The organism is Flavobacterium sp. CAN_S2 (genome assembly GCF_015752255.1).
In the GTDB taxonomy this organism is placed as follows: Bacteria; Bacteroidota; Bacteroidia; order Flavobacteriales; family Flavobacteriaceae; genus Flavobacterium.
In genome coordinates this window covers 298,220-311,329 of sequence record NZ_JADOVA010000002.1, presented here as the reverse complement: position 1 = coordinate 311,329, position 13,110 = coordinate 298,220, and the positions used below count along the sequence as shown (strand labels likewise).

Annotated in this window: 13 protein-coding genes; 8 read left to right on the top strand and 5 right to left on the bottom strand. The window is 35.0% G+C overall.

From position 1 onward, the window contains the following. Positions 1-232 precede the first annotated feature (232 nt). Complete coding sequence (gene katG, locus IWX80_RS09195; protein WP_196853172.1) at positions 233-2,482, top strand: catalase/peroxidase HPI; 2,250 nt, start codon at positions 233-235, stop codon at positions 2,480-2,482. A 275-nt stretch (positions 2,483-2,757) separates the two neighbouring features. Here katG and IWX80_RS09190 read toward each other — a convergent pair whose 3' ends face one another. The 4 genes from IWX80_RS09190 to IWX80_RS09175 form a co-directional block, all read right to left on the bottom strand. Beyond that, positions 2,758-2,934, bottom strand: a complete 177-nt coding sequence (locus IWX80_RS09190) for a tetratricopeptide repeat protein (protein ID WP_196853171.1) — start codon at positions 2,932-2,934, stop codon at positions 2,758-2,760. Positions 2,935-2,951: 17 nt separating this feature from the next. Next, positions 2,952-3,692: a tetratricopeptide repeat protein gene (locus tag IWX80_RS09185; protein ID WP_196853170.1), complete on the bottom strand. Its 741-nt coding sequence runs from the start codon at positions 3,690-3,692 to the stop codon at positions 2,952-2,954. A 184-nt stretch (positions 3,693-3,876) separates the two neighbouring features. Continuing rightward, a complete protein-coding gene (locus tag IWX80_RS09180; RefSeq protein WP_196853169.1) occupies positions 3,877-5,457 on the bottom strand; it encodes an NADP-dependent glyceraldehyde-3-phosphate dehydrogenase in 1,581 nt (526 codons plus the stop codon). A 60-nt stretch (positions 5,458-5,517) separates the two neighbouring features. After that, positions 5,518-5,829, bottom strand: coding sequence for a rhodanese-like domain-containing protein (locus IWX80_RS09175; RefSeq protein WP_196853168.1), 312 nt, complete (start codon positions 5,827-5,829; stop codon positions 5,518-5,520). Between the two features lie 282 nt (positions 5,830-6,111). On the opposite strand from IWX80_RS09175, the gene IWX80_RS09170 reads away from it, so the two are divergent. The 7 genes from IWX80_RS09170 (at position 6,112) to IWX80_RS09140 (ending at position 10,758) form a co-directional block, all read left to right on the top strand. Then, positions 6,112-6,738: a Crp/Fnr family transcriptional regulator gene (locus IWX80_RS09170; RefSeq protein ID WP_196853167.1), complete on the top strand. Its 627-nt coding sequence runs from the start codon at positions 6,112-6,114 to the stop codon at positions 6,736-6,738. A 314-nt stretch (positions 6,739-7,052) separates the two neighbouring features. Further along, on the top strand, positions 7,053-8,468 hold the full coding sequence (locus tag IWX80_RS09165; RefSeq protein ID WP_196853166.1) for an MBL fold metallo-hydrolase: 1,416 nt from the start codon (positions 7,053-7,055) through the stop codon (positions 8,466-8,468). A gap of 23 nt (positions 8,469-8,491) precedes the next feature. Then, positions 8,492-8,695: a YgaP family membrane protein gene (locus IWX80_RS09160; protein WP_196853165.1), complete on the top strand. Its 204-nt coding sequence runs from the start codon at positions 8,492-8,494 to the stop codon at positions 8,693-8,695. A 1-nt stretch (position 8,696) separates the two neighbouring features. After that, a complete protein-coding gene (locus tag IWX80_RS09155; protein WP_196853164.1) occupies positions 8,697-9,326 on the top strand; it encodes a methyltransferase domain-containing protein in 630 nt (209 codons plus the stop codon). Between the two features lie 57 nt (positions 9,327-9,383). Next, on the top strand, positions 9,384-9,581 hold the full coding sequence (locus tag IWX80_RS09150; protein ID WP_196853163.1) for a hypothetical protein: 198 nt from the start codon (positions 9,384-9,386) through the stop codon (positions 9,579-9,581). A gap of 2 nt (positions 9,582-9,583) precedes the next feature. Continuing rightward, positions 9,584-9,886, top strand: a complete 303-nt coding sequence (gene trxA, locus IWX80_RS09145; RefSeq protein WP_091168196.1) for a thioredoxin — start codon at positions 9,584-9,586, stop codon at positions 9,884-9,886. Between the two features lie 152 nt (positions 9,887-10,038). Then, positions 10,039-10,758: a TIGR00730 family Rossman fold protein gene (locus tag IWX80_RS09140; RefSeq protein ID WP_196853162.1), complete on the top strand. Its 720-nt coding sequence runs from the start codon at positions 10,039-10,041 to the stop codon at positions 10,756-10,758. A gap of 107 nt (positions 10,759-10,865) precedes the next feature. Here the strand turns inward: IWX80_RS09140 and IWX80_RS09135 are convergent, their stop codons facing one another. Beyond that, positions 10,866-13,034 (bottom strand): hybrid sensor histidine kinase/response regulator, encoded by a 2,169-nt coding sequence (locus IWX80_RS09135; RefSeq protein ID WP_196853161.1) that lies wholly within the window; start codon positions 13,032-13,034, stop codon positions 10,866-10,868. Positions 13,035-13,110: the final 76 nt, after the last annotated feature.

The following is a 13,110-nucleotide window of genomic DNA, read 5'->3' as shown; positions in this document are numbered from 1 at the left end:
TTTAAAAATATTTCAGATGTAACGCAACGCTTAAAGATTACGGTTGGCAAACCACAATTTAATACAGTCTTAACATTATGAAGCTGGTAAAAAGAGGCGTTATTACTATAAATTCATTAAATTTAGCATATTCAAAGACAATTACCATTATAAATTTTATCTATTGAAAATTAAATTAGGTAAGGATTCTTTGTGGTAAATTCGCTTTTAGAAAATAAAAATTAATTATACTATGGAAAATAACACAAACCCAACATCCTACAATGTCAACGGAGAAAGCAAATGCCCATTTTCTGGTGCAACTGCTCCTAAGCAAAGTGCGGGTGCCGGTCCAAGTAACCGCGACTGGTGGCCAAACCAGTTGAAATTAAACATTTTACGCCAACATTCTTCCCTCTCCAATCCTATGGGAGAAAGTTTTGATTATGCTGAAGAATTCAAATCATTGGATTTAGACGCTTTGAAAAGAGATATATTCGAAATGATGACCACCTCTCAGGAATGGTGGCCGGCAGATTATGGTCACTATGGCCCGTTCTTTATTCGTATGGCTTGGCACAGTGCAGGAACGTATCGAATTGCTGATGGTCGTGGTGGAGCAGGTTTTGGAACGCAACGTTTTGCACCCTTGAATAGCTGGCCAGATAATGCAAATTTAGATAAGGCTCGTTTATTATTATGGCCTATCAAACAAAAATACGGTAAGAAAATCTCTTGGGCCGATTTAATGATTCTAACCGGTAACTGCGCTCTGGAGTCGGCTGGATTAGAAACATTTGGTTTCGCCGGTGGTCGCGCCGATGTTTGGGAACCATCAGAAGATATTTATTGGGGTTCTGAACGCGAATGGTTAGCACTTAGCAACACTCCTAATAGCCGTTACTCAGGTGATCGTGAGCTAGAAAATCCTTTAGCAGCAGTACAAATGGGGCTTATATATGTAAACCCGGAAGGTCCGGACGGAAATCCTGATCCGCTATTGGCAGCGCGTGATATTCGTGAAACTTTTGCCCGCATGGCAATGAATGATGAAGAAACAGTTGCACTTATTGCCGGCGGACACACATTGGGCAAAACCCATGGTGCTGCAGATCCTAATAAATACGTAGGTCCAGAACCTGCAGGAGCTGGTATCGAAGAGCAAAGTCAAGGTTGGAAAAACACTTATGGGAAAGGTAATGCAGAAGATACAATTACCAGTGGTCTTGAAGGTGCATGGACAACTACCCCAACAAAATGGAGCAATAACTATTTCGAAAACTTATTTGGTTTCGAATGGGAATTGACCAAAAGTCCTGCTGGTGCACACCAATGGAAACCAGTAGGTGATGCAGGTGCTGGTACTGTTCCAGATGCACATGATCCTTCAAGAAGTCACCAACCTTTTATGTTGACTACCGATTTATCTTTAAGAGTTGATCCAATATATGAGAAAATTTCAAGACACTTTTTTGAAAATCCAGCCGAATTTAATGATGCATTCGCAAGAGCATGGTTCAAATTGACGCACAGAGATATGGGACCAAAAGCTCGTTATTTGGGACCAGAAGTTCCTAGTGAAGAACTAATTTGGCAAGATCCAGTTCCAGCAGTAACCCATCCGTTGATTGACGAACACGATATTGCTACACTAAAAGTTTCCATTCTAGCTTCTGGATTGTCTGTATCCGAATTAATTTCTACTGCTTGGGCATCGGCATCTACGTTCCGTGGATCTGATAAACGTGGTGGTGCAAACGGTGCTCGTATTCGTTTACAACCGCAAAAAGATTGGAAAGTGAATAATCCTTCTCAATTAGAGAAAGTATTAGCAACGCTGGAGAATATCCAAAAAGAGTTCAACAACGCAAACTTTGGCGGTAAGCAAGTTTCCATTGCAGATTTAATAGTTTTAGGTGGTAGCGCAGGAATTGAACAAGCTGCTAAAAATGCTAATTTTGAAGTAAATGTACCTTTTACTCCAGGAAGAACAGATGCTTCACAAGAACAAACAGATGTAGAATCATTTGCAGTTCTTGAACCTCAGGCTGATGGTTTCCGTAATTATGTAAAAACAAAATATACGGTATCAGCTGAAGAAATGTTGATTGACAAAGCACAATTATTGAACTTATCAGCTCCGGAAATGACCGTTCTAGTAGGTGGACTTCGTGCTTTGAACATGAACTTTGACCAGTCTCAAAGTGGAATATTTACAAAACGTCCAGGTGCATTGACTAATGATTTCTTTGTGAATTTATTGGATCTAGGCACTACTTGGAAAGCCCTTTCAGAATCTGATGATGCTTTTGTAGGAACTGATCGTAAGACTGGTGCAATCAAATGGGTTGGTACTCGTGTAGATCTTATTTTTGGATCTAACTCAGAGCTTAGAGCTATCGCTGAAGTTTATGGTTGTTCAGATGCTCAAGAAAAATTTATAAAAGACTTCGTTGCAGCATGGACTAAGGTAATGAACCTAGACCGTTTCGATTTAGTTTAAGTTTAGATTTATAATTTGTTTAAAAAGGTGGTCTGGCAACAGATCACCTTTTTTGTTTTTTATAGGTTAAATTGAAGGTCGGTCTGGCTTTATAGGTTATCAAAGATTACAAAATATTTATTATCACTATTTTATTATAGTTGCTTATTTTGATAATCATTGGCTAAAAATACTTTTATAACCGCTGTAGTATTTAATATTTAGAAACCCGTTAGCAAATATTTTTTTTTGATTTTAAACCTATTCAACGCGTTTGTTTTTTTGTAGATTTTACTTCAATTACAATGTTTTTTTAATTCTTTATTTGCTTGTTTTAGTCCTAATTCCTTTGATTTGTTTAAATCCAAACAACCACAAATTTTATCTTTAGCTTTTATTTTTGCCAATCCTCTATTGTAATAAGCTTCAGCAGATTTAGGATTGATTTGTATTGCTTTATCATAATCAGCCATTGCTCCATCATAATCCTTTAATTTGTTTTTTGCATTTCCTCTACCATAATATGCATCTGCATCGTCAGAAACATATCTATATATCTACTGTAATCATCGATTGCTCCTTTAAAATCTTTTGATTTTTTCTTAGCTCGTGCTCTATTAAAATAAGCTTCACTGTAATTAGGATTAATTTCTATTACTTTATTAAAATAAAATATTGCTTCTTTATAAGCTTTCAATTCATCTTTTGCATATCCAATAGAGAGATAAGCATCAGCATGATTCGGATTAATATCAATTGCTTTTTTGTAATCAGATATGGCTCCTTTATAGTTTTTCAATTCATCCTTCGAATATCCTCTATTGTAATAAGAATCAGCATCTGAACTATTAAGATTTATCGCTTTATCATAATCCAAAATTGATCCTGCAAAGTCATGCATGTAGCTTTTTGCATTTGCCCTGTTTAAATAACCAGCTTCATAAGAAGGATATCTCTCCAAGACTATATTGAAATCTAATATAGCCCCTTGATAATCCTCTAGTATATTTTTAGCATAGCCTCTACCAAAAAATGCTTCTGTGTAATCAGGATTTAGTTCAATCGCTCTGTCAAACTCTTTTACCGCTCCAGTGTAATCCTCTTGTTTAATCTTAGCAAAAGCTTTTTTATAAAATGATTCCGCAAATACATTATTAAAAGAAACCTCATTTGTCTGGCCATAACAATTACTGCAGATATAAAAAGTAAGGATTAAAAAAAAAATTCTCATAATTTAAAATTGAGATAAAAAATATTCAATATTAATCTATTTATTTGATTAAAAAAAGAATTGATAAAGTCTATAAAATTAGTTTAAACCTATTCAAATAAAACTCTCCTCACCAACCTCAACTCCATAAAAAAAGCCATCTCGAAAAAAACGAGACGGCTTTACTTTTCTAATTAAAATAGATTTACATTGTGTAATCTGTATTAACGAAATTAGATTCTTTGCTATTTAATAATTCCTGCAAAATAGCATTATTATAGTCATTGTCTTTTGAAGCTACAAAAGTTCTAATCGAGAACGAACGCAAGGCATCGTGAATACTCAACGTTCCTACAGCAGAATCTTTACGTCCGGTAAACGGATATACATCTGGACCTCTTTGGCAAGAGCTGTTTAAGTTTACTCTGCACACTAAATTCACTAAAGTATCAATTAGCGGCGCAATAGTTTTAATGTCTCTTCCAAACAAACTTACTTGTTGCCCGTAATTCGACTCCGCCATATCGTTCAATGGTTCCTGAATGTCTTTGAAAGTCAGGACTGGTATTACGGGACCAAATTGCTCTTCGTGATACACTCGCATTTCTTTATTTATTGGAAACAAAACTGCCGGAAAAATATAATTAGGAGAATGTTCTCCCCCTTTTTCATTAATGATTGTTGCGCCTTTTTTGACAGCATCATCAATCAATTCCTGAATGTAAGCCGGTTTCTCTTTTTCTGGCAACGGGGTCAGCATTACCGATTGATCCCAAGGATTTCCAAACACAAGCGAATCTACTTTGGCAGCAAAACGTCTGTTGAATTCATCGGCAATCGTTTCGTGAACATATAAAATTTTCAATGCCGTACAACGCTGTCCGTTGAATGAAAGCGTTCCTGCAATGCATTCTTGGATAGCCAAATCTAAATCGGCATCCGGTAAAATAATGGCTGGATTCTTAGCTTCTAAACCTAATATCAAACGCAATCTGTTTTTATTTGGATGCTGATCCTGCAAAGCAATCGCTGATTTACTGTTTCCTATCAAAGCCAAAATATCGACTTTTCCGGACTTCATTATTGGCGAAGCAACCTCACGTCCTCTACCGTAAACAATATTGATAGCGCCCTTTGGAAAACTGCTTCTGAAAGCTTCTAATAAAGGCGAAATTAATAAAACGCCGTGTTTAGCAGGTTTGAAAATAACGGTATTCCCCATAATCAATGCCGGAATCAGCAGCGCAAAGGTTTCGTTTAACGGATAATTGTATGGTCCAAGACACAAAACAACTCCTAAAGGTCCACGACGGACCATAGCATTAACGCCTTGACTTTTGGTAAAACGAGAACTATTTCGGTCTAATAATTTATAATCTTCAATGGTGTCATAAATATATTCTACCGTTCTGTCAAATTCTTTTTCGGAATCGCCAAGAGATTTACCAATTTCCCACATCAAAAACTTAACGACTTCACTTCGGGTCGCTTTCATTTGAGTGACAAAATTCGACATACATTTGATACGATCAGAAACTTTCATCGTAGGCCACAATCCTTGACCGTTATTGTACGCAACACTGGCAGCATTGACAGCTTCCAGCGCTTCAGTTTCGCCCATAAATGGAATTGAACCTAATATTGTTGGACCGTATTCCTCCGTTGATGAAATCGTCGAAAAAACAGCGGTTGTCTGACCTTCCCATTTTTTCAATTCGCCGTCCACTAAATACGTATCTTGATTTAATAATGTTGTAATCTGAAATTCTTCTGGTATTATATTCATACTAAAGGGTATTATTTTTATAATTTTAATACATAAAAAAGGCGGTTGCCTATTTCTGTTTTATGGTTCTATGACTTCGCCTTCCCACTCTATAATTCCGCCAATAAGATTATAAGCATTTTCAAAACCTAGCTGATTCATTATCTCACAGGCTTTTGCGCTTCGCATTCCGGAGCGACAATACACATAATAATTTTTACTTTTGTCCAAATTTTCAATTTCATTTACAAAATCCTGCCCTCTATGAATATCAATATTGATGGCATTAGCTATAAATCCTTCGTTAAATTCGTCTTCGGTTCTCACGTCTAAAATCACTGCGTTTTCATCAGCTTCAAACTGTGAAACCCAATCTTCTTGTGTTAAATTCATAATAGTGTTTTTTGTAAAAATACAACGTTTTTACCGAACAATAAACGCATCAATTGTTAATTAGATAATAATCTTTAGAAATCGTTTTCGCAAAACATTAACTGTCAAGAAACTATAAATAGGGCTTTTATTTTTACGAAAAACAGTCTATTAAATCCATAGACAATATAACAATACTAATCCGAAAATCAAGTACTTGACACGGTTTTTAGATGCAAAATCACTCGCTTTTTTTGAGTTTTTAGACTACTTTTACATTATAAAACATAGAAAAAAACTAAAATGCTTGATCCGATAAAGAAAATATTTCCTTCCTTTTCTACTGAATTAGTCAAAGATGTTGATGCCAATGCTTCTATTCAATCTTTCAAAGCTGGCGATATCATCATGCGAACCGGACAGTACATCAAAAATACGGTACTGGTAATCAGTGGAAAAATAAAGGTATATCGTGAAGATGAAAACGGCGGTGAGTTTTTTATGTATTATTTGCAACCCGGACAAGCCTGCGCCATTTCTATGATTTGTGCGACCAAAAATGAAAAAAGCCAAATCATGGCAAAAGTTGTTGAGGATGTCGAATTGATAATGGTGCCATTACCTTTGATGGATAAATGGATGATGCAACACCGCAGCTGGTATGAATTTGTTATCGATACATACAGAAGTCGTTTTGAAGAAGTGCTCGAAGTCATTGACAGTATTGCTTTCAGAGCCATGGATGAACGCTTGGAATTTTATTTGAAACGCCATGCCGATGTTTGTGGTTGTAAAGAATTGAAGCTTTCTCATCAGGAAATTGCCTCTGAACTGAATACCTCAAGAGAAGTAATTTCACGTTTATTAAAAAAAATGGAACAACGCGGCATCGTTGCTTTGCATCGCAATAACATTGAACTTTTAAAATAAATTCATTTCATTCACTACGAAAATGCATTTTATAAATGCTCCTTTTTTCAGATGAATTATTTATATAAAATTATTTAAAACCTGAATACCAATACTTTATATTACAATTTTAAAAAAAAATCACTTTGTAAAATAATCACTAAGCTTCATTTTTGATTATCTTTAGTATTGTTTTTTTTGGGATTATTTTCGAAATAGAAAAAATCAATCAATCAACTTATTTTTTGGTTCAAAATAAAAGCAATGTAACAATTGTCACTGTTTATCCTAAAAAACAGAAGTACATTTGTACTATAAATTTAAAAAACGCAATCATGCAAATAGAACAAATATATACCGGATGTTTAGCACAAGGTGCTTATTACATAACTTCAAATGGTGAAGCAGCCATTATTGACCCGTTACGCGAAACCCAACCGTATTTGGACCGATTGGAAAGAGACGGCGTAAAATTGAAATACATTTTCGAAACCCATTTCCACGCTGATTTTGTTTCCGGCCATGTCGATTTAAGTCGTCAAACCGGCGCTCCAATTGTTTACGGTCCAAATGCAACGTGTGAATTTGATTGTATTTCTGCAAAAGACGGTCAGGAATTCAGCATAGGTAACATCAAAATAAAAGTATTGCACACTCCGGGACACACTATGGAAAGCTCCACTTTTTTATTGATTGACGAAAACGGAAAAGACCATGCCATTTTTTCCGGTGACACCTTGTTTATTGGTGATGTGGGAAGACCGGATTTAGCACAAAAAGCGGCACACATGACACAAGAACAATTGGCCGCTACCCTATTCCATTCGTTGCGAGATAAAATTATGACTTTGGCAGATGACGTCATTGTATATCCAGCTCACGGTGCAGGAAGTGCCTGTGGAAAAAACATGAGCAAGGAAACAGTTTCGACTATTGGTGACCAAAAAGCCACTAATTATGCGTTGCGCGCCAATATGACAGAAGCCGAATTTGTACAAGAAGTGACCGAAGGTTTATTGCCACCGCCAGCTTATTTTGGTATGAACGTGGCCATGAACAAAAAAGGATACGATAATTTTGAGAATGTCTTGGATTTAGGAATGCGTGCTCTTTCTCCTTCAGAATTTGAAGTGGCTGCCGAAGAAACCGGAGCTTTAGTATTAGACACTCGAAAAAACGGAGAATTTGCCAAAGGTTTTATTCCGCAATCCATAAACATTGGGATTGATGGTGATTTTGCTCCTTGGGTAGGTGCTTTAATTGCCGATGTAAAACAACCCATACTAATTATTTGCGAACCTGGACAAGAGGAAGAGACCGTTACGCGCTTGAGCCGTGTAGGTTTTGACAACTTGATTGGGCATCTGGCAGGCGGTTTTGATGCTTGGGCAAAAGCCGGAAAAGAGATTGACACCGTAAATAGAATTTCAGCTGAACAATTTGCCAAAGAAGTGAAAATTGGCGAAAGTAAAATTATTGATATTCGGAAAGAAAGTGAATACTGCGCAGAGCATGTTGAGGAATCCTACAGCAAGCCATTAGCGGCTATTAATGAATGGGTCAAAGATATTAATCCAAAAGAACATTTTTACCTGCATTGCGCCGGCGGATACCGCAGTATGATTGCAGCTTCAATTCTGGAAGCGCGTGGTTTTAGAAATTTCACCGAAATTGAAGGCGGTTTTAATGCTATTGCAAAAACGGATGTTCCTAAAACGGATTTCGTTTGCCAAAGTAAAGTGTTAAAATAATTAATTACTAAATAAAGTATACAATGAAAAAAAACATGGGTTCAACAGACAAAATTATCCGCATCGCTATAGCAATACTTATTGCGATATTGTATTTTACCAATAGTATCAGCGGGACGCTTGCACTTGTTTTAGGAGCATTTGCAGTTATTTTTATAATCACCAGTTTTATCAGTTTTTGCCCATTGTATGCCCCGTTTGGAATTTCAACCCGAAAAAAAATATAACATGTCCGAGTTAAAATGTTCTGATACTTCTTATGATAAACCGCTGGACGCTGCTTATTGGGAGGCGCAATACAAAGCCAAAACTACCGGTTGGGATTTAGGCCAAGTATCACCGCCAATACAAGAATATATAGATAAGATTACTGATAAAAAGAAACGAATTTTGATTCCCGGTTGTGGCAACAGCTACGAAGCAGAATATCTTCTGGAACATAGATTTACAAATATTACAGTTATCGATATTGCGCCGACACTAGTTGCTGTTTTAAAAGAAAAATTCAAAAATAATCCTAACATTCAGATTGTCTTGGGAGATTTCTTTGAACATCAAGGAAACTATGATTTGATTATTGAGCAGACTTTTTTCTGTGCTTTACCACCAACGATGCGTCAAAAATACGTTTGGAAAATGCACCAACTTTTGGCTGAAGAAGGAATTTTAGCAGGATTACTATTCAATAGAACGTTTGAATCCGGACCTCCTTTTGGTGGAAGCAAAAAAGAATATGAAAAGCTTTTTGCAACCGCATTTGATTTTATAAAAATGGATTTATGTGACAATTCTATTGCACCACGAGCGAATTCAGAGTTGTTCATTGAATTAAAAAAAAACAATGTAATTACAATATAAGCTATGTATTTTTTATGATGAAATAATCATGAAAACTAAATTCCTTTTTAGAAAAAAATGAAAACATTATTATTTACCAATTGGCATGTTATGCGCTGGGTTCGCCTTGTGTTTGCCTTATTTTTATTTGCACAAGCCTATATTATGAAAGAATGGATGTTCATAGGTTTTGGACTATTTTTCTTCGTTCAGGTTATTTTTAATTTTGGCTGTGGCGCAAATGGTTGTAGTATTCCTAACACTAAAAAACAATAACGATGAGTAATTTTGATACGATTATACAATCCGAAAAACCAGTTTTAATTGACTTTTTTGCCACGTGGTGCGGACCTTGTAAAATGCTTGGCCCCATTTTGAAAGAAGTAAAAGACAGTTTGGGAGATCGCGTTTCCATCATTAAAATTGATGTGGACAAAAACCAGCAAATCTCGAGTCAATATCAGGTTCGTGGCGTTCCTACAATGATTTTATTTCAAAACGGAAAACAGTTGTGGAGACAATCCGGCGTATTGACAAAGGAAGAAATCATTAAAACTATTTTGGAAAAAAGCAATAAATAATGATTTCTTTAAAAATATTTTTTTTTTGAATTTACTTCTATTGTAAATCTTAAAAAATTTGAATTATAACCCATTTTTATTTTTGAAGATTCATTCATTTATTGAGATGGAAAAATAAATCATGACTGTTATTTTTCCTATCTTAGTAACCTATGGAAAACCCTCGCCAATATAGACTTTCTAAATCCGAATCTTTATTTGTAAGAGGTCCTTTGACTCGTTTTAAAAATCTTTTCTTCATTTTCAAAGTGCTCTACAACTTCATCAGAGCTTTCCAGAAAATGCATTTTATTGGACCTTGTGTGACCGTTTTTGGGTCGGCACGTTTTGGACCGCATACAGCACATTATAAAAGCGCTGAACGCATTGGTTCTGAAATAGCAAAATTAGGTTTTACAGTAATGACTGGCGGAGGTCCAGGATTGATGGAAGCCGCCAATAAAGGAGCTTATGAATCAGGCGGGTATTCGGTAGGTTGTAATATTGTCCTTCCTGTGGAACAGAAACCAAATCCTTATCTTCATAAATGGATTTATATTCCCTATTTCTTTGTGAGGAAAGTAATTCTGATCAAATATTCCTATGCGTTTGTAGTAATGCCGGGAGGAATCGGGACTTTGGATGAATTATTCGAAGCACTGACTTTAATTCAAAATAAAATAATCAGCGATTTTCCGATTGTTATTTTCGACTCCGTTTATCATCAGGAATTGTGCCATCACATTCAAAAAATGGTAGACAATGAAAGCATAAGCCCTGAAGACATGAAGCTTTTATTCGTGACTGATTCCGTAGAAGAAGTGATGGAACACCTCAAAAAACATGCTATCAAAAAATTTGGTTTAAAAAAAAATAAATATAAATCCTTATAGTTACTTGGTTGAAATAAAGCTAATTTGCGTTTGGTTTTTCATTGAAAATTTTACTAAAAAAAAAGATCGTTTAATGTTAATTAAGTCAAAGAAGTTCTTTGTTTTAATCAATTATTATCGCTCAATGTTTTATTTTTTAACCATTTATACAAAACCTCTTCTAAATTACATCTTATAATTGGTTTTGAAACATAATCGTCCATACCGGATTCCAAACATTTTTCTTTTTCTCCTAACATAATTCCAGCTGTCAAAGCAATAATAGGAATATTATTATATTTTTTTAAATGTTTGATTTCGGCAGTTGTTTGATATCCATTTTTATGTGGCATCTGAATGTCCATCAAGATCAAATCGAGCTTCTCTTTTTTGTACATTTTAATTGCTTTTTTACCATCAGATGCTTCAAGAATAGTGCATCCCGGAAGTATCGATTTGAGTAATGTTTTTACCAAAAGCATATTGATTCGATTGTCCTCGACCACTAATATTTTTTTATCTGAGAAATTATCGGGAACAATCGTTGTATCTTCAATTGTGACTTTTATTTCATTTACATCAGATGAAATTTCCTGAAATGAACTATCTAATTCAACCTCAAAATAAAACTCACTTCCCTGCCCAAATTTACTTTTCAGTTTTAGCTCACTATTCATCAAACCTAAAAGTTGATTTGAAATGGCCAATCCAAGTCCTGTACCGCCAAATTTACGCGTGATAGAACAATCTTCTTGAATAAAAGATTGAAATACTTTTTCTTGATTTTCCTGTTTTATTCCAATTCCGCTATCCTTAACAGAAAAATTTAAAAGACAGCGATTCTCACCTCCTGAAATTATTTCACTACTAATATCCAATCGTACAAATCCTGTAGTTGTGAATTTTAATGCGTTTCCAATTAAGTTCACTAAAATTTGTTTCAAGCGCACGGAATCAGCAAAAACAAAACTAGGAACAGACTCCTTACTATTTAGAATCAAATCTATTCCCTTTAATTCCGCTTGGTATTTAAACATATCAACAACATGATGCGTCAGTTCCACAAGATTGATTTCCTCAATATTTAATTCTAATTTTCCAGATTCAATTTTCGAAAAATCTAAAATATTATTGATGATTTCAATTAATATATTTGCTGATTCATGAACGGTATTCATGTATTCCCTCTGGTTTTCGTCCAGATTAGTTCTCATTAATAAATCAGTAAAACCAATAATTCCGTTCAAAGGCGTACGAATTTCGTGGCTCATATTAGTCAAAAAACTGGACTTCGCTTTATTTGCTGCTTCGGCTTGTTCTTTGGCCTTTGTCAGTTCAATTTCCAGTTTTTTTAATTCTGTTATTTCGATGAAACTAATCACAACCTCATCAATTTCATCGTGGATATTAAAAACAGGAAAACCATTCAACAAGAACCATCTCACATTCGTGCTATCCGTTTTAATTATTCCAATAATAAAATTACTAATTGGTTTTTTGGTGCGAATAATTTGATTGACTGGAAAATTTTCTGTTGATAATGATTTATGATCCTCTTTTACAAATTTCCAAATTGGATTGGCAACATCCTCTTCTTTTATTTGTGCCTCACTCAAACCTATCAATTCGGAGGCTTTTGGATTCGAATAAATGATTGCAGTATCTTTGTTGTGTACAATTATTCCAACATCCAGATTGTTTAATAAATCGCGATACCGCTCTTCACTTTCTCGCAAAGCACATTCAGTTTCTTTCAACTGGGTGATATCTAATATCGTAATTAGCGCCTGCTCTTTATTATCTGAAACAATTCCAGTCAAATAAACATTTATTGGAATATTCTCATCCAAAAGCAATTCAACTTCACAACATTCTTTTACAGTAGCCTGAAAAACAGCCTCTAAAAATTGATTAAAAACCGGCTTCGTAGCATTAGATATAAAGAAACCAAATTGACTATTTATCAATTTAGATCTTTCTTTCCGCAGTAATTGTGAACCGGCGAGATTCAGTTCGACAACGGTTCCAGAACTTGTCAATGTGAAGTAACCTGTAGGCGCAAATTCATACAATTCAGCATATTTTTGCTTTACAATTTCAGCTTCCTCTTTAGCAAGCATCAATTCTTCTTTTTGCATTTCAAGCTCAATCTGATGGACTTCTAATTCATGAATCAGCTTTAAAGTATCAACTTCTGAAAGTTTAGAACTGTATTTTGATTCTTTACTGCGATGTAATTCTTCCGCTTTTTGTCTTATAATGAAACGGGCTTCGGTTTTATTTTCGATATTTTCCATGTGTACTGCCTTTTTAAATACTACTAATTTAATTGTCTGAAATTGGAAATTATGCAACCTATTTAACTTACATACT